This window comes from Streptomyces sp. NPDC040432 (assembly GCF_055595445.1).
Genome location: NZ_JBVIVP010000027.1, coordinates 1 through 23,370 on the forward strand (window position 1 = coordinate 1; position 23,370 = coordinate 23,370).

Genomic DNA, 23,370 nt, shown 5'->3' on the forward strand with positions numbered 1-23,370 from the left:
GAACTCCCGCTACGGCAGCCCCGTCGGCGCCTGGAACTTCTGGCAGACCCACCACTGGTACTGACCCACCAGCGGAACCCAACAGACACACACGAGAACGCCCGGCAGGGATACCCTGCCGGGCGTTCTCGCGTTGGCCCGAGCATCGGGCCGAACACCCGGGCCGTGTCCCCTCAGGGCCGGGCCTCATCGCGCCGCCCGTGCGTCGAAGCCGGGGATCAGGCTCGGGCGCCCGGGTCGTGCTGGGACAGGGAGGCCTTGACCTCGCGGGCGTAGGGGCCCTCCCACCACGGGATCGTCTCGACCAGGACCGGCGGGATGCCGGAGGCCAGGACGAGGGCCCGGCCGGGGGGCATCGCGCCGAGGTCGGAGACCTTCAGGACGCGGTCGCGGCGGACGGACTCGTTCATGGTGCGGTTGCCGGTCCAGCCACCGGTCTCCGTCTCACGGGTCGTGCTGTACTCGCGCGTCTCGTACTCGCCGGCCAGCTCGGACAGGTCGCCGAGGAAGCGGGTGTCGGAGACACCGCCGCCGTAGACCCGGACGTTGGCGGCGGACCAGAGCTTCTCCATGCCGCGCTCGCCCCATACCTCGATGCCCTGGGCCCAGGACTGGAGGATGGTCATCAGGATGATGCCGCGCGAGCCGTAGTGCGAGTACAGGTCGGGCAGGGCGCGCCAGCGGCAGACGTTCGCCGCCTCGTCCAGGACGCCGACGAGCGGGCGGGACAGTCGGCCGCCGCGCTGGGTGGTGGCGTACTCTTCTGCGGCCTCGACGACGGCCACGGTCAGGGCGGTGACCAGCGGGCCCGCCGAGTCGCTGCCTTCGCGGGAGAGCGAGAAGAGGGTGGAGTCGCTGCGGACGAACTCGTGGGGGTCGAACTCGGGGCGGTCGTCGGTGGCGGAGGCGGGTGTCACCCACCGGTTGACCGCGGGGTTGATCAGGCAGGACGCCATCTGCTGGGCGACGCCGTAGATGCCGCTGCGCTGCTTCTCGGGTGCGGTGAGCACGCCGGACAGGGAGTCGGCCGCCATGAGGTGTCCGGCGCCGCGCAGGATGCGTTCCGGGGTGTCGTCCTTGGGGTTGGCCAGCCAGGTGTAGATCTGGGTGATCGAGGCCTTGGAGGTCGCCGCCGCGAGCAGGAGGTTGGCGAGCAGGTCCTGTCCGGCGGGGTCGAAGAAGGCGTCCGTGGAGGAGTCGGCGTCCCGGGAGCCCGACGCGAAGTGGTCGGCCATCTTGCGGGCCTTGGCGACATCGGTGACGTACGACAGGGGGTTCCACCACCAGGCGGGCGGTTCCTGGGCCACCTGCTGCGGGTCGAACACCCAGACCTGGCCGCGGGCTTGGCGCGGGCCGCGGGTGGCGTCGACGATGTCGCGCTTGTTGGAGGTGACGAGGACGGCGCCCGGGGCGTCGAGGATCGCGGGGATCGCGCGGCGGGTCGTCTTGCCGGTGCGGGGGCCCCAGATGTCGACGTGCATGTCCTCGAAGGACCCGAAGAGGGGCTGGCGGCCGCGCAGCGAACGGCCGATGAAGACGCCGGGTGAGGTGCTGTCCACGCCCAGGCGCTCGGCGGTGGCGGAGGCGCCCTTCATCGTGAGCTTGCCGAGCTTCTCGCCCTGGGCGAGGTGGCGGGCGGCGCCGTCGACGTCCGGCTTGTTGCGCATCCGCTGGCGGATCCGGTACACGGCGGTGGCGGCTCCGACGAGCAGCACCACCTCGGCGGCGGCGACGGCGTTCGCCGCGCCGTGCGGCCACGCGTAGTCGCCCGTAGCCAGGGACACGGCGAAGGAGAGCGGGTTGGACGGGGGTGCGGGTGCGTCCGAGAAGGACGCGCTGAGGCGGGCGGCGAGCCAGGCGCCGCCGAGGAGCACCAGGATCGCCCCGACGAGGCAGGCGATCTCGATCGTCCAGTCGCCGTCGGATCGGGGCTTCTTCTGTTGGGGTGAGGCCATGGTCAGGACTTTCCTTCAGGCGGGGCGGGAGCGGTGCGGAGGACGAACAGGGCGCCGCCGTTCGTGAGCGTGCCGTAGCCGGTGCCGGTGAACTCCGGGATCTGCTCGTACGGGGAGAGGGGAGTGCCGGTCAGGGCGTCGACCCACTTGTTGTCAGGGCTCAGCTCCGCGTGGAGCACTCCGCCGGGCGACTGCGCCATCGGCCGCAGGTCCCGGCCCCCTTTCGGGCGCCACGGTTCACGGCGGGTCTCCGTCTCCCGGGGGACGACCTTCCCGCTGAACCGGCCGACCGCGGTCCGTCCGTCCGGTGACACGACGGTCCTGTCATCCGTCCTCGTGAACGTGGGCGTGGGGCCGAGGTCGGCCGAAGGCCCGTCGGCCACTCGTCGTCCGGTGGCCAGGTCAACGGTGGTCATGACCGTTGCGTCCGATGTCGGAGCGTGCCGCAGGCGGACGGCCCGGTGTGCTTGTCCTTCGTCATGTTCCGTTCCTTCTTCTACGCGTGTTCGCCGGCGCCGCCGCCGTCGGCGTGGGTGCCCGCCGGGATCGGTACGCGGTAGACGCCGGTGATCTGGCCCTGTACGTCCCAGGTGCTGAACTCGACGTTCTTGTCCTTGCGGGGGGCGTGCAGGATCTTCTTGCCGGCGGGGTCCCATACGACGGCGACGTGCTCGGAGCCGTTCGGCCCGGGTCGGAAGAAGATGAGGTCACCGGGCTGGGCCTTGCTCAGGTCGACCTTGGACGCGCTGAGGTTCTTCTCCTGCGTGTAGGTGACCGTACCGATGTCGATCTTGCCGCCGCTGGCCTGGTAGTAGATCCACTGCGTGTAGCTGGAGCAGTCGAAGGAGACGGGGTTGTCGCCCTGGAGGCGTGCGGCGCCCCAAACGTACGGTTTGCCGATGCCACGCTGCGCCCAGCGGAGCGCGGAACGCACCACGGGGTCGTCGGCGCCCGGCAGGACCCCGGTGGAGCCCGCGCCGTCCGGGGGGACCGCGGTGCCCTTGCCGCCCTTGGCACAGCCGGCGTACTCGGCGTCCTTGCCCTGGCCGGCGTCACCGCCGGGCACGGTGCCGTAGTCGGGGTTGGCCGAGACCTTGCCCTCCATCCAGCCCTTCGGGTCGACCATGCCCGGGCCCTTGTCCTGGCCCTGGACGAAGGGGTTGTCGACGCCGGGGAGGCGGACCTCCCAGTGCAGGTGCGCGCCGAAGGAGTTGCCCGTGTTGCCGACCGTGCCGATCTGGTCGCCCCGCTTGACGGTGGCACCCTGGGACACCATGACGGCGGTCTGGTGGGCGTACAGGGTAACAACGCCGTTCGCGTGCTCGATGTGCGTCTCGTTGCCGTAGGAGCCGCCGCTGCCCACCTTGATGACCTTGCCGTCCGCGGGCGCGTAGATCGGCGTACCGGCGGATGCCCGCAGGTCCAGGCCGGTGTGGTAGCCGAGGCTCCAGCTGGAACCGTTCTGGTGGTACGGGGTGCCGACGGTGTAGGTGCCCTCCTTCAGGGGCCACTGCCAGTCCTTGCCGTCCCCGGCGGGCGGGGCGGCGGGCTTGATCAGGGGGCGGGAGAGGGCCACTGGCTGCATCCGGTCGCCGAGGTCCGCGCTCGCAAGGTTGCCCACGCCGTTTCCGGTGCTCCGCGGTGCAGCGGCCTGGTCGGTGCTGCCGCCGGTGTCGCCGCCGTAGGGCGGGGTTGACCAGGAGCGCGGCGAGGCCGACCTGATGCTCAGTGCCTCGTTGGGCTGGGCGTCGTTGCCGACCGGGGCGGGAATGTCCGTCTGCTGACCGAGGGTCGGGAAGCCCGGGTTCTTCTCGACGGTCGATTTCAGGTGCGCGTACCAGCCCTCGATCAGGCTCTTCTCGCCGGTGAGGTTGCCGCGGTAGCGGGCCGCCTGGGTCAGGACCACGCGGGGGTAGACGGTGTTGTTGTCCGAGGAGCCGGAGTAGCGCAGCAGGGCGTTCCACGGCTTCGTCTCGGCCTTCAGGGCGTGGATGAAGTTGGCGGCGGCGAAGGCCGCGTCGTCGATGTTGTACAGGTCCTTCTTGCCGTCGCCGTTGCCGTCGTCCCCGTAGTCCTTCCACGCGGGATCGCCGAACTGGAGGAGGCCCATGTAGCCGGCGCTGTTCTTGCCGCCGGGCGCGGCGGAGGGATCCTGGCCGTACTTGGTCTCCTGGTACATCTGCCCGGCGATGATCGTCCAGTCGAGGCCCTCGTAGCGTGCGGCGGCGCGCATGGCCGCGAGCATCATGCGCGGGGGTATCTCGTTGCGGGCGGTGTCGCTGGGCAGGTAGATCTTGCCCGCGGGCATGATCGGGTTGGTGGCCGCCTGGTCGCTGGTGTTGCCGTTGCGCGCGTTCTCGTTGTAGTTGGCGCAGGCCGCTTTGGCGGAACCGCCGCCGAGACCTCCGACCATGGCCATGGCCAGCATGATGACGATGAAACCGACGCCGCCGATCGGCAGGAGGCCGCCCGCGCCGGCGAGCAGGAAGAGCTTCCCCTTGCCCTTCTTCTCACCACCGGGGCCTCCGGCGCCGCCACCGCCCTGTCCGCCGGCCAACTGGGCTGCCATTTTTGCCGTCTTGGCCACTTTGACGGCCTTCGACGCGGCTGCCAGTACGGCAGGAGCCACCATCGAGTCTCACTCCCCCGCTTGCTCGGACGCGCCCACGTTCCCCAGGCCCTGGAGGTTGAACGCCGACACCTTCCAGGCACCGGCTTCCTTGCGGGAACTGACGAGCCAGGCGTTGGTCTCCGTCTGTGTCTGCTTGCCGTTCTCGGAGCGGGCCGTGGTCAGCGAGACCACACTGGACACGAGGGTGCCGCTGCCGTTGACGAGGTCCTCGGCGATCATCCCGTCGCGGAGGACGGTCGCCTTCCCCACGGACGAACAGCGGTTGGCCTGGCAGGTCGCCCAGTCCTTCCCGGTGGGAAGGACCGTGTGCGACTTCATCTGGTTGTCGCCGACCGTCAGCTCCAGAAGGGGCTTGGCCCAGGCCGCGGTCTGATCGGCGTACGTGTAGGTGCTCAGGCCGGCCATGTACGCGGCCATGGCCCGGTGGGCCTCGGCCAGTTCGGCCGGGGGAACCATGGGGGGTACGCCGTCGGCCGAGCCGCCCGAGCCGGCCTGTTGCCCCGCGCTGCCGGAGCCGCCTCCGGCGGTGGCGGTACCGGCGTCCTTGCCCTGGGAAGGTGTCGCGGGGGCTTTGGCGTCGGATGAGCCGCCGGGGTCGTCGTCACCACTGAGGAAGGTGAACGTCAGCAGGGAGCCGACCAGCAATACGCCCAGTACCGCCAGGGCAAGTGCCGCGCTTCGCTTGTTCTCGGCAGGTGATTCCACCGTCCCGGGCCTCCATCAGTCAGGTCGCCCGGACACGGTAGGGGGAGGGAAGGCGGATGACGCAGGGCCTTTCCCCGCGAGGAAAGTCGGGGAAGGGGTGAGGAAAGTTCAGGAGGTGCGGTCCGGTTCACGGATGGGGATTCAGTGCGGAGGTGCGGTGACGATTCTTCCCGCAAGCCGCACCGAACCCGCTCACCTGGCGGACGTGCCCGATTCGTCGTCGGGGTCGTAGGGGTCGACGGGCAGCGGATCGAAGGGGTACGCGGTGTGGCCGTCCTTGGGCGAACAAGCCGCGAACGGGCCCATGTCCGCGTCCATCAGCACCCTCAGGTGGGGATCGGCGTGGTGGAGCCACCAGGTGGACATGCCGAGGGCGGGATCGTGTCGCAGGTGCTCCCACGCCAGCCAGAGCGCGGACAGCCTGGCGCCCGCCTCGGGGTGCTCCCACCAGCGGGGACACCAGGTGGCGGTGGAGCCGTTCACGCGACGCCGCACCATCTGCGACAGGTACGTGGAGACGAAGACGAACACATCGGCGAAGTAGAACTCCACCTTCTCGTCGGACGTCTGCTGCTTCTCGGCGTTCGTGCTCATGCGGGAGCCTTCCTCGGGTGACCCGTCGATCGACGGACGGCGGGGGTACGGCCCCGCAACAGGGTGAGGGGGGCCGGAGCGGCAGGTCTCACGGGTGCCTCCGCGAGCCCTCAGGGGCGTGCACGGTCAACCGGATCTGCGAGACGCCCGGTGCGTCGGCGGCCCGGGCCGTGAAGGAAACGGACTGCCTCAGGATGACGAATGCCTGCCCGGGGTGTTCTCCCACCGGCTTCCAGTGGGCCATCCGGAAGGGCGTACGGGTCTCCGTGCGGTAGGCCCGGTGCGGCCAGAAATCCTGCTCCGGCGGCTCCGGGAAGTCCTGTGCGTCCCAGCTGCCCTTCCAGGCCGCCGGCCCCATCACGCTCTCGGCAGACTTCAGGAAGCCCGGCCATTCCTCGGCCGCGCGGGTCAACAGGGCAGGATTCTCGGCCTCATCGGCAGCCTTGACCCGCCATGCCCAGTGGGTCAGGCGGAAGACCGGGTCCCGGTTGCCGTTCGCCTCGAAGGTCCACCTGCCCCCGGCCTTGCTCGACACGACGAGGTTGCGGTCCGCCGTCTGCGGTTCCCAGCCGTGGCGTTCGCACCATTGGCGGCACGCGGGCGAACCGCCCTGCGGTGGTCCCTCCCATACCGACGCCCAGTCGACCCCGCGAAGGCCCTCCAGGTCGGCGGCCAGGTCCTGGGCGTTGCGCCCCGAAGTCTCCGTCAGCATTCCTTGCAACTCCTCACGCTCGGGCTCCGTGTGGGCACGACGCCCCGCGGTCAGGACAGGAAGACTCCGAGGACCAGCAGTGCCACCACGATCGCGCCCATGATGAAGCGGACCTTCGTGTCCCCCTTCTCCCACAGGTCGTGGACCAGGGCCCAACCCGTCACGCGGGCCGCGCCCCCGTCGTGGATGCTGCGCCCCCGGCCGGTGTCCTGGTGGAGGTGCTGCTCCTCGGCCTCGTCATGCTCCTCCGCCGGTGGTCCTGTCACTCCCTGCTGGGCCTGGGCCACGACGACCAGCCCCTCCAGCAGGTCCGGCAACGTGTGCGGGGTGAGGGGGTACGAGACGGTGCCCTGCGGGGTGCGCAGGCAGAGCTTCGACACCCAGGGGTTTCCCGGCTCATAGCCCTCGATCCAGGCGTGTTGAGCCTCCGTCACGGGGCCGGTCCCCGCGTCGGCGGGGGCCTGGGGGAGGGCGTACTCGTCGCTCAACTCTCGTCCTTCGCGGGTAGTGGGGACGCCTCGGCGTCCGCCGCCGGGCACGGCCGCTCATTGTGTCGGAGCGCGGAACGGACCGGTCCGTCCTGGGGACGCGGGACACCCGACTGAGGATTCCTCGGCTTTCCCCTTCTTTCCCCATGGTTTCCCGACCGGGGAAAAGGGGGGCTGCGTTGTCGTGTTCATTTGCCACACTGCCGTTCCGCACCTGGCCTCACCAGGGGGCCGCCGGGCAGTCGCCGGTGGAGGGGGATCACACGTGTGGGAGAAACGGACTCGATGACGGACCACAACAGCTCTGCTGGCGGGGTCGACGGAGGCCAGACTTCCGGGCAGCAGCCGCAGTTCGGTCAGGCAGGTCACGCCGACGCCCGGCAGACGCCGTCAGCGCCGCCCCGGCAGCCGGCGACCGGGCCCCACGGCGAGCCCGACGCAACAGCCGTTGCGTCGCAACCGTTCTCGGACGCGGCGCGCGCCCAGGTGGCCGCAGCGTGGGTACGCACCGCACGGCCGGCCAACGTGCCGCCGGGCGAGGCCTCCGTGCCCATCCTGCCGCCGCGCGCGACGCAGTCGTCCGGTGATCCGAAGAAGGACAAGCGGGAGAAGGCGAAGGCCGCCCAGGAAGCGAAGCGGGCCGAACGCAAGGCGGCGTACGAGAACAAGAAGGCCGAACGCGAGGCGCGCAAGCAGGGTAGGACCGGCAAGGCTTCCGCGCCGGTGGCCGGCGCGACCGCACCACCGGCCGCCGTCCCCTCACCGGATGCGCCCGTCGTCGCCGCGCCCACCGCGGCCGTACAGCCCAAGGCGGTGGCTGTCGCCGGCGCCTCGTTCGACGTGCCGCGTCCTGGCGGGCGGTTGCCCACGCAGGGTCGGCGTACCCACGTGGCGGTCCGCGCGACGCTCCTGATCACCACGTGTCTCTTCGCCCTCGGTTCGTGCGGGGTCGCGGGGCTGGTCATCGGCAAGTCGTCCGTCGCGGTGCAGAACGGTTCGCTGGACGACAGCGACCTGCGGAAGTACCGACTGACCGAGTTCCCGGCCCAGGCCGCGGCGACGTTCGCGGAGGAGTACGTGACGCTCTGCATGACGTACTCCCCGCAGGACTCCGACAAGCGCCGCGTCGCTCTGACCCGCTACGCCTCCGCGGGTGTGGACCGGGACTGCGGCCTCAGCGGCGCGGGCAGCCAGGAGGTGCGGGAAGCCCAGTGGGACGGAACCCTGGAGGAGCTTCCCGAGTACGGACAGAACGGCCGCTACCTGGGTGTTCAGGTGAAGCTGTCGACCGGCCGCACCACCACCGTGTCGGTGCCGGTGTACGTGAAGGACCTGGCCACCGCGTCGGGGCTGCGCATCGCGGGCGACATCGGAGAGATGCCGCTGCCCACGCGCGGCGAGGTACCGCCGGTCAAGAGGGACGAAGAGGTCGTCGACCAGGCGCTCTCGAACCAGCTGAAGACGCAGGTCCTGCCCGGATACTTCAAGGCGTGGGCCTCTTCGGACGCGACCGGCCTGACCCGCTTCACCACCACGGACGCGACGCCGGCTGCGACGACGGGCCTGGCAGGCGCGTTGGCGACGCCGGAGATCGCGGAGGTCGTGGCACTCGCTCCGGCCGACAGCGAGCCCGGCGCGACCATCACCTACGGGACGGGACAGACGGTGTCGGCTCGGGTGACCGTCACCTGGGGCGCCGGTGCCGCCGCTGCCAAGGGGACCCCCGCTCCCACGGTGAAGCGGTCCTACCGGGTGACGGTGGTGAACACCGCCCAGGGTTGGTTCATCAAGGACATCCGGGGCGGGGCGCTCGACCCGACGGGCGGCGCCGCGGACGCCGGGGCGACCCCGTCCGCGAGCCCGGCGCCCGAGGAGAGCGGTCCCGCTCCCGCGCCGAACGCTCCGGCCCCCGGGCAGAGCACGCCCGCTTCCGGGCAGAGCAGCCCGGCCCCTGGTGGCGCCTCCGGTGCCCCCAGGACTCCCTGACCTCGATCACCCATGCATTTCTCACACCACAACGGAAGGACCAGGTCATGATCCTGGCTGCAACCCTCGACGGCATGTTCAAAGAGGTCCAGTCGATCCTGGTGGGCATCGGCACCACCGTGGCGATCTGCGCCCTGCTCATCCTCGGCATTCGGATGCTGCTCTCGATGAAGCGTGGTGACGGCATGCGCGAGGCCTTCCAGGGCTTCGGCATGATCGCGCTGGCCGCGCTGATCATCGGTGGTGCGACCGGTATCGCCGGTCTGCTGATCCAGCTCGGCGGCCAGATCGGCAACGCCGGCGGCAAGGGCTGATCCGGGGACCGGTCGGATCTTCCGTCCGGTCCGCACCCGCACCTCGCGGCCCGCGATCACGTCACGAAGGGGGACTGGCTGATGGCACAGGACACACCGAGCGCACCCGAGCCGATGGTCGCCTACGACCACACGGACCTGCTCAACAGGCCCAAGCGCATCTGGAACTGGGGCAACATTCCGCTGCCCGGCCTACTGCTGCCGGCGCTGGGCGCGGCTCTCGGGTTCGGTGTCATCTGGCTGGTGGCACTGCTCTCGCTGTCCGCTTTCCTGCCGTTCCTCGGCCTCTCGATCGTGACGTCGGTGCTCTACATCGGGCCTCCGGTCGGCATCTACTTCATCTGGGGCCGGCCATTGCCGTCCGCCCTGACCCTCAGCCAGCAGTTGGTGGTCTGGGCCGACTACTGGTTCCAGCCGAAGCGTCTGCAGGGGCTGTCCGCCGACCGGGAGCCGGAGGTACTGCACTGGCAGGTCGTCCTGTGGCAGCCGGGTTCGCAGCGCTGGCAACGGCAGTACGCGGAGGCCCTCGCGACGGCCGCCGGGCACGGCTCCTCCTTCGCGGCAACGACGGACGAGAACGCCCTTCGGGCGGGCCGGGCCGCCCTCCATCCTCAGACCACGCACTCCGCGCACGCACACTCCGAGACCGCAGGATGACTCCTTCATGATCTTGATGATCCTTCTGGGCGGGGCGGTCGCCTTCTTCGTGATCGCCATGATCATCGCCTCCGCCGGCTCCAAGAAGGCCAAGGCCGGACAGGGTTCCGGCGGTACTCAGCGACAGCAACAGGGCGGTTCCTCCCGCGATCCGGCGGGCCGCTCCCCGCGCCGCGAGGACATGCGGCTGCCCTACCGCTACGCCGACGACATGATCTTCGTGCACGGTGAATCGGTGTGGACCGGTCTCGTGCTGCCCACCGCCATCGACGAGTACCTCAACGCCACCGAGCTGCAGGCGATGGCCGAGGGCCCCGCCCGTGGGCTGCTCAACCTGGCCCGTGGTGACCGCAACGTCGAATGCCACTACCGCAAGGTGTACCGGCCGATCACCGCCGTCGAATGGGCGGACCAGCTCAACACCCTGGCGTGGGACCCCACCGAGAACTACAAGGCGTACAACCTCCGCAAGGCGGACTACCAGGAGCGCATCGGCGCCACCCGCGAGCGCAACATCCTGCTGGTGAAACTGGGTTCGCTGAAGCGCGGTTCGAACGGCACCGGGGTACTGCCCGGCGGGGACGACCCGGTCGAGGACCCGAGCCTGACGGCGGCCATGCGCGGGACCGCCGACAAGGCGGCCGCGGTCGCGACCGGTGTCCACGACGAATACCTGTCGCCCGCGCTGCTGGCCCAGTGGTCGCAGGTCGCGCGGGAGGTCCACGAGAGCCTGGAGGGTCTGAGCGGTGTACCGCTGAGCCGTGAGGAACTGGTCTGGCTGATCCGCAAGCCGCTCCACGGCGACCTCGCGGTACCGCCGGAGCCGGTGCTCGGTTCCCGTTCGTGGGGGCCGGACCAGTTCGACCTGGTCGTCGACTTCTCCGGCGAGAACCACAAGACGCACATCGTGCTGCACCAGTACGACGAGGTCACCGGCGAGCAGCACACCAGCTACACGACGACCCTGGTGGCGGCCAGCTGGCCGACGGAAACCCGTTTCCGTCAGTCCACCGCCTGGGCGCGCTACGCGTCGCAGCACGTCGACTTCCCGGTGGAGATCGACATGCGGTTCACCCTGATCCCGTACCTGAAGTTCAAGGACCGGGCGAAGAAGATCAGCGGCAACCTCGTCGACGAGATGAACGACATGGCCAACTCGGGCAGGTCGCCGGGCACCCAGCTCGCCAACCAGGTCACCCGTGCCCAGCACCTCCTCGACGACATCGACGAGCACAAGATGCCGGGCATGGAGGCGCAGATCCGCTTCACCATCTCCGCGTCCGACCTGTCCGAGCTGGAGCGGCGCCGCCGCATCCTGGAGATGCAGTTCAAGCAGGACCTGAAGGTCACGCTGCTGCGGCCGACCCGTCAGCAGTGGAGGCTCCTGCAGTCGCAGCTGCCGGGCGACGCGCCCAAGCTGCCCGTGGCGCCGTACCTGCGCCTCCAGGAGGTCGAGCAGCTCGGTGCCGGACTGCCCACGGCCGGGACGGAGCTCGGTGACAACCCCGAGCACCGGTCGGGCAAGCAGCTCGGTTGGGTGGGCAACCTGGTGGGCTGGGCGGGGAAGATGCCGGTCCACTACTCCCTGCACGTCGGGCCGGCCCGCAACGACGGCGGTGGCCTGGCCATCGTCGGCGCGTCCGGCGGTGGCAAGTCCTCGCTCGCGCTGCAGAAGTTCTACGAGGAGTCCGAGTCGGGCGTGCGCTGCCTGGTCATCGACCCGAAGACGGACTTCGCCCAGCTCTGCTACTACCTGGCGTTCGGGTCACAGGTGAACGACCCGGACTTCGCGCACGACGCGGACTCCGGTCTCCTCGGTACGGGGCAGAGCCGATTCCGGCCGGTCAACCCGGAGTTCTGGGCGGAGACCGAGGTCGTCGACCTGTTGAAGGGCCAGGCCGGTGTGCTGGACCCGTGGGTGGTGGCGCGGGACGTGCCCTCGGGCCGGCTGCTCGCCGAGTCGATGCTCCGCGGGTTCCTCGGCGACGAGGACTACCAGCGGGTCCGACTGCCCGTGATCGAGGGCATGGCCACGGTCGTCGGTTGGTACAACTCGGCGATCCGGCAGGCCACCGAACAGGGTCTGACCGCGCGGGAGGCCGAGGAGAAGGTGCCGCGGCCGACGCTGTGGCAGGTCGTCGACGAGGTCGTCAAGGCGTACGACGACGCGGTGGCGACGGGGGACCGCGAGGCCGTCAAGGAACTCAAGCTCGCCCAGATGCTGCTGACCGAGCTGCGCACCCTGCCGTACGCGCGCCTCGCCTTCGCCGAGCGTCCGCAGCCCCTGTCCGCGATGCGCAAGCGCCGCACCGTCATCACCCTGCGCGGCTTCCAGTCACCGTCCTCCTCGGACCCGCGGAACTGGAACCCGGCGGAGCGGCTCGCCGCGACCGCGCTGATGGCCGTCGTGGAACTCGGCAGCCAGATGCTGGACGTCGGCTACGAGAAGAACCCGGTGACGGGCGAGATCGGTCTGCGTCCGAAGGCGCTGTTCGTCGACGAGGCGTACGTGGTCACCGCGACCGAGAGCGGTCGCGACCTGATGCGGCGTGCCCTCAAGCAGGGCCGTTCGTACCTGGCCGTCACGGTTCTGATCACCCAGCAGGCCATCGACCTCGTGCAGATCGAGGACTCGGAGGCGCGCAGCGGTGGTGCCAACCAGATCCACACGGTCTTCGCGTTCAAGCAGAAGTCGGCGCAGGAGGCCGCGCTGGTCGCGCCGCTGCTCGGCCGGCCCGAGAACGACGCGAAGGTGATCGGGGCCCTGCAGGAACTCCGTACCGGTGTCTGCCTGCAGCGCGACGTCGACAAGCGGGTGGGCACGGTCGCGGTGGACCTGGTCTTCAAGGAGATCCTCGCGGCCACCGACACCAACGGCACGACGCGTCCGGCCCGTCAGGGCATCGACCCGCCGCTCAGCGTGTGGGACTGGACCTTCATGCAGGAGGCAGGCCGGGTGGCGGACGCAGCGGCGGAGACCGGGGAGAGGGAAGCGGTGTGAGCGCGCGAAACCCGAACCCATCGCAACGCCGTGCCGTGCGCGCACTGACCACGGCGGGGGTGCTCCTCGCATCCGGCGAGCCCGAGTTCGACAGCAAGATCCCGAGTGGATGCAGACAGCGCAGAGGCGTCGGCGAGGGCTGTCCCCTGACGGACTCCCTCCCCGCGTGACCCGTCCTGTCCCACCATTCGTCCGTTGCGGTACTCCGGAAGGAACCTGATGTCCGTGCGCCGTGGTGCCACGTCACCTGGAGATCTCTCCGCCCGTCCCTCACCCCGTCAACGGGTGAAGGCGGTCGGGCGTGCGGTGCGGGTCTGCGCGTTCGTGCTGTTCGCACTCGTTTCCCTGACGATGGCCGTACCCAAGTCGGCCAACGCGATCGACTTCGCTTGCGGCTTCACCGGCGATGACGACTACCAGATGGACAACCCGGGCTTCATCGAGTCGGTCTGGCCCGCTGTCAAACAGTGGGAGAAGTCCGACCGCGGGAAGGTCAACGACACGACGGGCTTCGTCGACCACCCCACCAAACTGGGCGGCGCCCCCGAGGCGTACACGATGTACGAACTCACCGGCATGCGCGGCATGAACTGGTCCATCACCATGCGCGGCCGGGGGGACGCCTCCCAGCCCGACAAGAACAGCTGGGGAATCAGCAACGGTACCGGCGCCGACCAATGCTCCATCATTGACTTCGTCAACAACGGAATCGCGGATTTGGTGCTCGACGGCACCAAGATGCTGACGCGCGTGGCCATCTCCATCAAGGAGTACGCCTCCAATCCGAGCCCGTTCTCAGGTCTGTACACGGGACGCGACACCGCCGTGGACAAACTCAGGGACGAGCTGTTCAAGCCGGCGGTCCCCCTCATGATCACATTGACGGGCATATGGGTGTTCGGCAAGTGGCGAAAAAACGAGATGCGCGAGGCGTGGGCGGGCGTCGGCTGGGCCGCACTCTCCACCGTTGCCGTTATCGTCATGCTGACCGGCAAGAACTACAACAACTTCATCGACACGGCGGATTCTGGTATCGCCCAGGCGAACAGCGCACTCAGCGGCGCGGTCCTCACACAGGTTGCCGGCGAGATGACACCCCCCTGCGACCTGCCCGCGAGCGCAGAAAACTTTGGTGTTCGGGTCAACAGCTGCGCCATTTACGACACGCTGGTGTTCCGACCGTGGGCCTTGGGACAGTTCGGCAGTGTCGGCACGAATTGCATCTTCCGAAAGGGCCAGGGCAGCATCCTGGAGGACGGCCGATGCAAGCCGACCGGCAAGGACGAAAAATGTGACTGGGGTAAGCAGGGCAGCGCGCGCTGCGAGGATCTCCGAATACGCCAGCTGGTTTCCCAGGCCCGAACCAACATGGAACTCGGCAAGGACCTGGACAAGTACAAGAACAACTGGATTCCCATCCGATATGACGTCGCCGGCGGCTTCGACACCAACAACGGAAAGCCGGACCAGGCGATCTACCCGGTCGCTTTCGACGAGTGGGCCGGCAGGAACGCCGGTGACCGCATCGGAATCGCCTTCTACTCGCTGATCGCCGCGTTGATCGTCGCCGTCATGGTGATCGCCCTCAGCGCCCTGACGTTGTTGTGGCACGCCGTAACGCTGATCATGATCATCATGCTGCCGCTGATCGCGACGCTGGGAATCCATCCGTCCCAGCAGAAATTGCTCAAGGGCTGGCTGGAGACGTTCATCCACAGTTTCGTACTGCGCGCCGGCTTCGGTGTCATCCTCACGGTGCTGCTCGTGCTGTACCAGATGATCCTGCCTTCCAAGGTCTCGCTCGGCATGCAGTTGTTGATGCTCCTGCTGGTCACGATCGCCGTCGTGATGATGCTGAAGAAGCTCCTGTCGGGGGCCTACAGCCCGAAGATCGCGGGTGCGGAGGACGGTCTCGGCGTGGGCGACATGGCGAACACGGTCAGCGGCAAGTTGGGGGCGCAGAGCCAGCGCCTCGCGGGCAATGCCGCCGCCGGCACGGTCCGGGTCGCGGGCCGCGCCGCCGGTCGCATCGGGGGGAACGTCGGCCGCGGCGCCGACAAGGTCTTCACCGGAGGCAAGTTGCAGGAGGGCGGCTGGATCGCCCCGAGCAATACGAAGCGGAAGCGGCGTCAGAGCGAACGGATGAGCGGCGAGCTCCAGCAGCAGCAGTACAAGGACATGAAGGAGGGGCGCAGCGGAGCGGCGACGCCGGCGCAGCAGCCGGCCGGGCAGGAAGGGCAGGAGGGTCAGACCCCACCGCAGGAGGCTCCCGCGGCCACGACGTCCCCGCGCCGAAGCGGCCGGGTCAGCGCCGGCGGCGCCCCGGTGCCTCAGCAGGGCACACCTCCCGCACCGGCAACGCAGACGCCCCGGCCCGCACCGCAGGCAGCGCCCTCGCCCGCGCCGCACCCGGCGCCGGCTCCGGCGCCCGCGGCGCCCGCACCCCAGCCGGCACCCCGTACGACCGGGCGCGTCAGCGGGGACGACGGGGCCCCGCCGCGAAGCCCCGAGCCGCGCACTCCGCAGCCGCCCACCCCGCCCCACCAGCCTCCGCCGCCGCGCAACGGCGACCGGATGCCCCGCTAGGAAGCCCTGATCATGGCAAGCGTCATCACGGACCGCTCCCCGCAGGAGCTCGGCGTCGAACTGGCCGCGCTGCTGCGCGTGGACTGGCGGGCGGTATGGCCCGGGTACCCGGGGGACGACACCGGGCGTGCCGAGTGGTGCGCGGCCTTCGGGTGGCAGCCGCTCTGGGCGGAGGCCGGCCTGTGGGTCCGTACGCCCGGGGGCGGCCGGCTGCACCTGGCCTCCTCCCCCGCGCCGGGCCGGCCGGTGACCCGTGCCTCGTACACGGTCTGGCGTGTCAGGTCGGACGAACCGTCCGACCAGGCGGGGGTCACGGCCGCCGCCCTGGACCGCTGGGAGGCGTACCTCGCCCACATGGGTTCCCTGTTGGGGCCGCCCGGCTGGCGGGGGGCCTGGGACAGCCCCGACTTCCCGGCGCCGCCCGCTCCCGGGCGGTGGGGCGACGCCGAGGAGCGCCGGGAGCAGCAGGCTCCGTACCGGCTCGCCCGGTGGAGCTACGCCAACCCGCTCGCGCCCGTGTTCGTGCTTGACCTGCATTGCGGGCCGGGCACCGCGCGGGGTTGGGGGGCGGGAAGTGGGACGATCTCCCTGACCTGCCACGGCCCGGCCGACCCCGAAGCGACTGCCGGGCCGGGTTGGCTGCTGTGACGTACGAGACGCGAGGAAGAGACAGCGACATGGGCACGACTGCGTTCGAACCGCCGGTGGACCGCACCCCGCAGGAGCTCATCACCGAGCTGCGCGGTCTGGCCGACGTGGACTGGGAGACCGTGTGGAACGGCCCGCCCCTCCCGGGCCAGGGCCTGGACATGTGGTGCGCGCAGTTCGGCTGGACGCCGACGCAGTTCGAGTACGTCCTGAACGTCGTCACGGATACGGGCGGTGTGCTGACGCTTAACGCTCTGGGCGGCAGCTGGGCGCCGGTGCAGAGCCTCTCGCACTGGGTGTGGGGTGCTTCGGCGGAGACTCCTGAGGGCAACCCCCAGGTGCTGGCCGAAGCCGCACGGGCCTGGCCGCTCTACGTCACCGCCGTGTGCTCGGCACTCGGCGAACCGGCCTGGGAAGGCGCGTGGGACTCCACCGACTTTCCCACGGAACTCGGCCCTGACGAGATTCCCCTGCCGCAGGATCGGATCGAGGACAAGAACCCCTACCGCATCGCCTACTGGGAGCTCGCCGCTCCGGGGGGTCCGCTCGCCCGCCTTTGCATCACCCCGGCCATGGGCACTGCTGACGGATCCCGCCGTGGGGTGGTCAACATGGACCTGAGCGTCTGTCCCCGTCCCATGGAAGCCGGGCGCCCGTGAGCCCGGAACCCATACCTCAGGACATCGTGCAGGGCGCCCTGCGCCGGGCGAATGCCCGGCACGAGGCGGCGAAGCAGGCGAGCAGGGACCCGAAGTCCGTCGTCCGGCGGATCAGTGAGGCCGCTGCGGCAGCCGGACTGGAGGACGGACGCGAGAAGTCCAAGGAACGGCTCTACATCGACCAGCTGATCGAGGACCGATCGAAGCTGAAGCCGCCCCCGGGTACACACCCCGTCAGCGCCTTCTGGTCGTACGGACTGGAACATCCTGCGGCACCCCCGAACAGGGACAACGTTCCCTTCCTGGACCAGCGCTTCATCGCGGAGGAGTGGGCGCACCAGCAGAACCGTAAGGAGCCCGGTTCCGCACGGACCCTGGAAACGACCCCGGGGGGCCTTGAACTCGACGCGATGTTCCTCTGGGAACCGAACGTCATCAAAGCACTCGGTGGTCAGCAGGCCGGGTTCGGACCTGAATTCGCCACGACCTGTTGGCAGACCATCTCCGCCACCTACGCCGAGGTCGCCGAAGGCGAGGTCTTCGTCTTCGCGGATACCGCGAACACCCGGTCGGTCCTCCAGCAGAGGGAACTGAGCGCCCTCTGCGCGAACGACAAGGTCGGTCTGGACAACATCCACTTCGTGTACGAGGCGCCCGTGACGTGGCCGGAGATCACACGGAGTGAGGCCGGTACGAACGCGGTCCGGACCGTTGCCCAGTTCGACAATCCGGCCCTGCCCCGGTACCTCGACCCGTACTCCTACCCGGCCGATGAGCCGGCGGTCCGCAAGGCGAAGATCGACGGCCTGCTGGCTCTCGCGGCGCCGGCCCAGGAGGTCGCGTCCGTAGCGGCGTCCGGGGTGGAAGCATCTGCGGTCACGGGGCCAATAGTCGAAGCACCCTCGGTCGAAGCACCCCGGGTCGAGACGCCCGAGGTCGACGCGCCTGTCGTCGAATCCCCTGCGGCCGAAGCCCCGACGGTGGAAGCGCCCCCGGTCGAAGCGGCCGTGGCCGTCAAGGAGCCCGTGGTCGACGCCCCGCGGAGGAGCGTCCGCAAGCCGCTCTGGCAGGTGGGGTTCGATCACACGCCGACAGCTGCCCAGCCCTCGGCACCCGGTCCGGCCGTAGGGACCGGTCCCGCCGTCGAACCCGTGCTCGTACCGCGCCCCATTGGAACCGGAATGGACGGTCCGTCATGACCCCCCGCCCCTCGCGCACCGACTTCGCCACCATGGCCGCGACCGCACGCGGCGCCGTCCGTCGCCTCGTCCGACAGGAGCGGGACGACGCGTGGGCCGTGCGGCTCCTGCGCCGGATCGTCTTCGCGGTGGCGGCCGTCTACACCGTCGTGACGATCGCCTCGACCAGCATGGCCTCTTTCATCGTGGTCTGCGCCCTGCTGGTCCTCGCCGGGCTGTTGTGGTTGTTGCGCCGCCGGGGCCAGTTGCTGCTGGCGCTCGCCTCGACGGTCGTGACCGCCGCGGTGGCAGGGTTCTTCGCGGCCACCGTCGAGATCGCCACCCGATCGAGCAGCGGAATGCTCGGTGGGCAGGCGGTGTTCGGGTACTGGTCGCTCGCGGCCATGGCCCTGCTCGGTGCCTGGATGGTGAAGGAGCACCCGGGTCGTCGCGGTGTCACCGTGGTGATCGCCGATGCGGTCCTCCTCGTGACGTCCGGTGTGGGGACCGTGCTTCCGGCGATCGCAGTGCCGATCGGGTTCATCGGCGTGGTTCTGGTCCTGGCGTTCCGTGGGGGCGGCGCGGCCTCGCTGCGACGTCACGGCGCGGGGTTGAGGAGACGTTTCTCGCGACGCGCTGTGTCGACCGTCGACACACGGCGTTAGTTGACTGATGAACCGTCATGTTCGGCGGGCAACCGGCACCCACCTGCGACTGAGACAACTTTGCCGTTGCCAACACGCCTGTTCTAGAGTCCCCGTGTGCTTGATCGCTTCGGGGGATATTTTCATGGTCATGACCATACGCGGAATGCCGTCGGCATCCGTTCAGGCAGCCACTGCCTCCACACCTCTACCCTGCCAGCGGCGACCGGACATTTTCGGCCAGCCCCTACTGACGGACCCACCTGCGGACAAGACGGGAATTCCGCTCCAGACACGCCGGCGCCAGGCCCTCACGCACGCCGCCCGGCAGCTCTGCTCGTCCTGCCCCCTCTGGGCGCAGTGCCTCTGGGACTCCGTCACCCAGTCCGATCCCGGCGGCTACGCGGCGGCCACCACCCGACAGGACCGGCGGTGGATCCGTCGTCGCATCGGAGTGGGTGACGCACAGGGGCGATTGACGGGTGCTCAGGAGAACGAGGACCCCGCGTCGGACGTTCCCGTCGTGCTCGACGCGTTCGACGCGCTCCAGGAACACCGGGCGAGCCGGGCCGGCCGGACCGTGGCTCCGACTGCCGCCGGCACCGGAGCGGGTACGGCGCAAGGCCCTGGCGCGCAAGGGGAGCACCGTGTCGCGTCGGGTGCCCGGGCGCAGGCCGGTCCCCACGAAGTCGACCCACGCGAGGTATCGATGGTGTCCCCGACGAACCAACGGATCACCTTCTCGCTCGACGATCCGGTCCGCGCGATCCAGGAGGCCGTGCTCGGCCCGCTGGTCCATGCGACGCTTCCCACGCTCGCCACCACCGGGCAGATAGCAGCGATGCTGTTCCGGGCACCCGGAGGCGGGATCACTCCGCGGCTCGTCGACGGCCTGAGGCTGACGCACGGGTGCCTTGAGGCCTGGCGAACGGCTGCGGGAGACACGTTCCGGGACCGCCCGCCGGTTCGTGGACTCACCGGATCGGTCGGGGTGGAGCTCGCGACCAGCGATCCTCTCGCCGCGCTGCGGCAGGACATATTCGAGCCACTGCTGCACCGGCTCGCAGAATCGATTCGCCGCATCAAGGTGCTCACCGCGATGTTGAGCGACGCCACGGAGGGCGGCGTTTCGGATGGTTCGCTCCCGAACGGCCCGGAACTGGCCGCCCTGCATGTTGCGGTGTGCGAACTCGATGTCCGCATAGAGGAATACACCGCCGTCGCGCCGCCGAGGGCGCAACCTCCCGCCGCGTCGGGTGACGCCGTTCGGCGTGGTTCCGCGCTGCGGTCCGTGCCCGAGGCCCCGCCGGCCGGCGCGCTCGCGCCCACCTCGTGGAGCGCACCGAGTCTGCGGCAGGCCGTGGAACAGGCGGTCGCCTCCTTCCCGGGGCCGTTCTCCGGTCGGGACGTCCTCGCGGCGCTGCCCCAGGGGACCTACCAGGATCCGGCGAAGTCCGTCAGCAACGCCCTGTCCGCACTGGCCAAGTCCGGCCGTCTGCTCCGTTTGTCCCGCGGCACGTACGCCGTCGTCTCCCCGTCCACCGGCGCCATCGCCGCAAGCTCCTGAGGGCCGTGCCATGCAACCGACCCACCCGGCCACCGAGGTCCGCGTCTTCTCGCAGAACGCGGGCCTGATCGACGGCGTACCCGTGACGGCTCCGCCGTTCGTGGACATCGAGGACGTCGTCATATCGATCCTCCAGCAGCGCGCCCAGGACATGGGCGGTCCGGCGACGGCCACCATCGCCGACGACCGCTACGGCGGTTCGATCCGGCTGCTGATCAACCCGGACGGCAGCACCGAGTCGTTGGACTGACGCACCACGCTCACCCGTTCGCCGACCCGGTGCGCATCGGGTCGTCCCCGCTCCGGCGCTCGACGGAGCGGGGACGGCTTCTCAGAGATCGTCAGGCGGCCTTCTTGATCAGGTCGACCTGGACCTTGGCCGCATTCGACAGGTCCTCCTTCCTGGCCGCGCTCACGTAGGCGACGACGTTGCCGACACGCAGGATGACGTCGGCCCGGCCTCCTTGGATGTTGAACACCTCCGTCTCGTCCGCGCCGACCTCCAGCGGCAGGTCCCCGACGGAGTCCTTGCGCGCGAAGGTCCGGTTCACCATGCCGGTCGACGCCGCCTTCGCGGCCTCCTGGGCCTCGAACGAGTAGACGGTGAACTCGATCTGCCGGTCCGTCGCGTCCTTGGCCACGACCAGCTTGCGGCCGGCACCCACCAGCCCGCTGCACGGGGAGTTCGTTCCCTCCTCGCACGGTCGGAGTGCCTGATCACCCTCCAGCACCACCGCGTCCTCGCCACCGAAGGTGACGAAGCCGCTGCTGACGCTCTTGTTGGTCGGCATCACCGACCGCAGCTTCTGGGCGCCGGTCGACTCGTCCTTCTTGCCCTCGCCCTTCGCGGCCTCTTCCGTCTTGCCCACGCCGTCGAGTCCGACCTTGGCCGCGTCCTCCGTGTCACCACCACAGGCGGTCAGCAGCGTCGTCAACGCCACCGCACACACGGTGCCCCGCACAAGGCTCTTCACTTTGAACTCCATTCGCTTCCGACTGGCTTGGAGACCCCACCCAATCACCCGGACCCGTCCCATCCGCCCCCGGGGTGGGAACGGGACGGCAGGTGCGGAGCGGCTGCCTCCGCGCCTTCGGGAGCGGGGCCCCGTGGGGTTGCGGGCGCCGGCCGGGCCGAACGCGAGAGGGGCGGCGTACTCCGACTTGGTCGGGGTACGCCGCCCCGGGGGCGGAGTGGGCGGGGGCCGGTGGCCCGTGCTGTCACTGCGGTTACTTTGGGTCGCGCTTGAAGGAGGAGGTGGACCAGCGGTGACCGAGGGCGACCAGGGCGACGGACCAGGCGAGGGCGAGCCATCCGTTGTGGCCGATCCCGGTGCCGAGGAGGAGGCCGCGCAGGGTTTCGATGGCGGGGGTGAACGGCTGGTACTGGGCGATCGGTTGGAACCAGCCCGGCATCGCGTCGATCGGGGTGAAGGCGCTGGAGATGAGCGGCAGGAGGATCAGGGGCATCGCGCTGTTGCTCGCCGCCTCGGCGTTCGGGCTGACCGTGCCCATGCCGACGGCGATCCAGGTCAGGGCCAGGGCGAACAGCACGATCAGTCCGAGGGCGGCGAACCATTCCAGGACCGTGGCGTCCGTGGAGCGGAATCCGATGGCCACGGCGACGATGCCGACGAGGACGACACTGGCGACCGATTGCAGGACGCTTCCGATGACGTGTCCGATGAGGACGGAGCCCCGGTGGATGTTCATGGTCCGGAACCGGGCGACGATCCCCTCGGACATGTCGGTGGAGACGGACACCGCGGCGCCGATGACGGTGGATCCGATGGTCATGAGCAGGATGCCCGGGACGACGTAGGCGATGTAGGCGGAGCGGTCGGCGCCGCCGCCGAGGCCGGCGCTCATCACGCCGCCGAAGACGTAGACGAACAGCAGGAGCAGCATCACCGGGGTGAGCAGCAGGTTCAGGGTGAGGGACGGGTAGCGGCGCGCGTGCAGGAGGTTGCGGCGCAGCATGGTGGTGGAGTCGCGCACGGCGAGGGAGAGGGTGCTCATCGGACGTTCTCCTCGGACTCGGCCGGCTGGGCCGGCCGGCAGGTCTGGGCGGTCTGGGCGGTCTGGGCGGGGACGGTGGTGTTGCCGGTGAGGGCGAAGAAGACGTCGTCGAGGTCGGGGGTGTGGACGGTGAGTTCGTCGGCCTCGATGCCGGCGTCGTCGAGCCGGGCGAGGATGGTGCGCAGGTCGCGCTGGCTGCCGTCGCTGGGGACCTGGAGGGAGAGGGACTCGTCGTCGCGGGCGCTGGTGTGAAGGGTGGCGGCGGCGGACCGGTGGGCGGCCGGGTCGGTGAAGCGGAGGCGGACGTGTCCGCCGGGGACGAGGCGCTTGAGTTCGGCGGCGGTGCCCTCGGCGACGATCCGGCCGTCGTTCAGGACCGCGATGCGGTCGGCGAGTTGGTCGGCCTCCTCCAGGTACTGGGTGGTGAGGAAGACGGTGACGCCGCCCGTGACCAGTTCGCGGATGATCTGCCACATGGTGTGGCGGGAGCGGGGGTCGAGTCCGGTGGTGGGCTCGTCGAGGAAGATGATCCGCGGGCTGCCGACCAGGGTCATGGCGATGTCGAGGCGGCGCTTCATGCCGCCGGAGTAGGTGGAGGCGGGTTTCCCGGCGGCGTCGGTGAGGTCGAAGCGTTCCAGCAGTTCGGTGACGGTGCCGCGCCCCTCCTTCTTGGGGAGGTGGTGCAGGTCGGCCATGAGGAGCATGTTCTCCTCTCCGGTGATCAGGCCGTCGACGGCTGAGAACTGGCCGGTGACGCCGATCGCGGCGCGTACCGCCCGGGGGTCGGTGGCCAAGTCGTGGCCGGCGACGTGCAGGACGCCGGCGTCGGCGGTGATGAGGGTGGAGAGGATCTTGACGACGGTGGTCTTGCCGGCGCCGTTCGGACCGAGGAGGGAGAAGACCGTGCCGGCGGGGACCGCCAGGTCGATGCCGTCGAGCACCGTCCTGTCGCCGTAGGACTTGCGCAACCCGCGCGCAGCGATGGCCAGGTTCGTCATGAGGGTGCTGCTCCTTGGATGGGTTCGGAG

The 23,370-nt window shown here is 69.9% G+C and carries 21 protein-coding genes; 11 read left to right on the plus strand and 10 right to left on the minus strand.

Translation table 11 applies throughout. The annotated features are described in order from the left end of the window. Window positions 1-218: 218 nt before the first annotated feature. The 7 genes from ACZ58N_RS33700 to ACZ58N_RS33730 all read right to left on the minus strand — a co-directional run bounded on the left by ACZ58N_RS33700 (window position 219) and on the right by ACZ58N_RS33730 (window position 7,086). The gene (locus ACZ58N_RS33700) at window positions 219-1,955 is read right to left on the minus strand and encodes a type IV secretory system conjugative DNA transfer family protein (protein WP_471167813.1); all 1,737 of its coding nucleotides are present in this window, start codon (window positions 1,953-1,955) and stop codon (window positions 219-221) included. Window positions 1,956-1,957: 2 nt separating this feature from the next. Continuing rightward, window positions 1,958-2,371, minus strand: coding sequence for a hypothetical protein (locus tag ACZ58N_RS33705; RefSeq protein WP_471167816.1), 414 nt, complete (start codon window positions 2,369-2,371; stop codon window positions 1,958-1,960). Between the two features lie 80 nt (window positions 2,372-2,451). Further along, entirely contained in the window at window positions 2,452-4,587 is a 2,136-nt protein-coding gene (locus tag ACZ58N_RS33710; RefSeq protein WP_471167818.1) for a peptidoglycan DD-metalloendopeptidase family protein, read from the minus strand. 6 nt (window positions 4,588-4,593) lie between these two features. Continuing rightward, on the minus strand, window positions 4,594-5,292 hold the full coding sequence (locus ACZ58N_RS33715; protein WP_471167821.1) for a hypothetical protein: 699 nt from the start codon (window positions 5,290-5,292) through the stop codon (window positions 4,594-4,596). 192 nt (window positions 5,293-5,484) lie between these two features. After that, window positions 5,485-5,886: a DUF4913 domain-containing protein gene (locus ACZ58N_RS33720; RefSeq protein WP_471167823.1), complete on the minus strand. Its 402-nt coding sequence runs from the start codon at window positions 5,884-5,886 to the stop codon at window positions 5,485-5,487. An 88-nt stretch (window positions 5,887-5,974) separates the two neighbouring features. Continuing rightward, window positions 5,975-6,598: a hypothetical protein gene (locus tag ACZ58N_RS33725; RefSeq protein ID WP_471167830.1), complete on the minus strand. Its 624-nt coding sequence runs from the start codon at window positions 6,596-6,598 to the stop codon at window positions 5,975-5,977. Between the two features lie 50 nt (window positions 6,599-6,648). Then, the gene (locus tag ACZ58N_RS33730; RefSeq protein ID WP_471167834.1) at window positions 6,649-7,086 is read right to left on the minus strand and encodes a hypothetical protein; all 438 of its coding nucleotides are present in this window, start codon (window positions 7,084-7,086) and stop codon (window positions 6,649-6,651) included. Window positions 7,087-7,572: 486 nt separating this feature from the next. Between ACZ58N_RS33730 and ACZ58N_RS33735 the strand changes: the two genes are divergently transcribed. The 11 genes from ACZ58N_RS33735 (at window position 7,573) to ACZ58N_RS33785 (ending at window position 20,576) form a co-directional block, all read left to right on the plus strand. Beyond that, on the plus strand, window positions 7,573-9,072 hold the full coding sequence (locus ACZ58N_RS33735; RefSeq protein ID WP_471167837.1) for a conjugal transfer protein: 1,500 nt from the start codon (window positions 7,573-7,575) through the stop codon (window positions 9,070-9,072). Between the two features lie 47 nt (window positions 9,073-9,119). Then, on the plus strand, window positions 9,120-9,386 hold the full coding sequence (locus ACZ58N_RS33740; RefSeq protein ID WP_319194863.1) for a hypothetical protein: 267 nt from the start codon (window positions 9,120-9,122) through the stop codon (window positions 9,384-9,386). A gap of 81 nt (window positions 9,387-9,467) precedes the next feature. After that, window positions 9,468-10,043 carry a hypothetical protein gene (locus ACZ58N_RS33745; protein WP_471167841.1) on the plus strand — a complete coding sequence of 192 codons (576 nt, stop codon included), beginning with the start codon at window positions 9,468-9,470 and terminating at the stop codon, window positions 10,041-10,043. A gap of 7 nt (window positions 10,044-10,050) precedes the next feature. Next, window positions 10,051-13,044, plus strand: coding sequence for an ATP-binding protein (locus tag ACZ58N_RS33750; RefSeq protein WP_471167844.1), 2,994 nt, complete (start codon window positions 10,051-10,053; stop codon window positions 13,042-13,044). 219 nt (window positions 13,045-13,263) lie between these two features. Beyond that, the gene (locus ACZ58N_RS33755; protein WP_471167846.1) at window positions 13,264-15,630 is read left to right on the plus strand and encodes a hypothetical protein; all 2,367 of its coding nucleotides are present in this window, start codon (window positions 13,264-13,266) and stop codon (window positions 15,628-15,630) included. A gap of 12 nt (window positions 15,631-15,642) precedes the next feature. Beyond that, complete coding sequence (locus ACZ58N_RS33760) at window positions 15,643-16,278, plus strand: hypothetical protein (RefSeq protein ID WP_471167848.1); 636 nt, start codon at window positions 15,643-15,645, stop codon at window positions 16,276-16,278. Between the two features lie 29 nt (window positions 16,279-16,307). Continuing rightward, a complete protein-coding gene (locus ACZ58N_RS33765; RefSeq protein ID WP_471167850.1) occupies window positions 16,308-16,937 on the plus strand; it encodes a hypothetical protein in 630 nt (209 codons plus the stop codon). Beyond that, entirely contained in the window at window positions 16,934-18,136 is a 1,203-nt protein-coding gene (locus ACZ58N_RS33770) for a hypothetical protein (protein ID WP_471167853.1), read from the plus strand. Before ACZ58N_RS33765 ends, ACZ58N_RS33770 begins: the two co-directional genes overlap by 4 nt. Beyond that, complete coding sequence (locus ACZ58N_RS33775; RefSeq protein ID WP_471167855.1) at window positions 18,133-18,780, plus strand: hypothetical protein; 648 nt, start codon at window positions 18,133-18,135, stop codon at window positions 18,778-18,780. Before ACZ58N_RS33770 ends, ACZ58N_RS33775 begins: the two co-directional genes overlap by 4 nt. A 130-nt stretch (window positions 18,781-18,910) precedes the next feature. Continuing rightward, window positions 18,911-20,326, plus strand: coding sequence for a hypothetical protein (locus ACZ58N_RS33780; RefSeq protein WP_471167858.1), 1,416 nt, complete (start codon window positions 18,911-18,913; stop codon window positions 20,324-20,326). A 10-nt stretch (window positions 20,327-20,336) separates the two neighbouring features. After that, window positions 20,337-20,576, plus strand: coding sequence for a hypothetical protein (locus ACZ58N_RS33785; protein ID WP_471167860.1), 240 nt, complete (start codon window positions 20,337-20,339; stop codon window positions 20,574-20,576). Between the two features lie 91 nt (window positions 20,577-20,667). Here ACZ58N_RS33785 and ACZ58N_RS33790 read toward each other — a convergent pair whose 3' ends face one another. The 3 genes from ACZ58N_RS33790 to ACZ58N_RS33800 form a co-directional block, all read right to left on the minus strand. Beyond that, the gene (locus tag ACZ58N_RS33790; protein WP_471167863.1) at window positions 20,668-21,300 is read right to left on the minus strand and encodes a hypothetical protein; all 633 of its coding nucleotides are present in this window, start codon (window positions 21,298-21,300) and stop codon (window positions 20,668-20,670) included. A 253-nt stretch (window positions 21,301-21,553) separates the two neighbouring features. After that, window positions 21,554-22,342 carry an ABC transporter permease gene (locus ACZ58N_RS33795; protein WP_471167866.1) on the minus strand — a complete coding sequence of 263 codons (789 nt, stop codon included), beginning with the start codon at window positions 22,340-22,342 and terminating at the stop codon, window positions 21,554-21,556. Beyond that, window positions 22,339-23,340: an ATP-binding cassette domain-containing protein gene (locus ACZ58N_RS33800; RefSeq protein WP_471167868.1), complete on the minus strand. Its 1,002-nt coding sequence runs from the start codon at window positions 23,338-23,340 to the stop codon at window positions 22,339-22,341. The genes ACZ58N_RS33795 and ACZ58N_RS33800 overlap by 4 nt, the downstream gene beginning before the upstream one ends. Window positions 23,341-23,370: the final 30 nt, after the last annotated feature.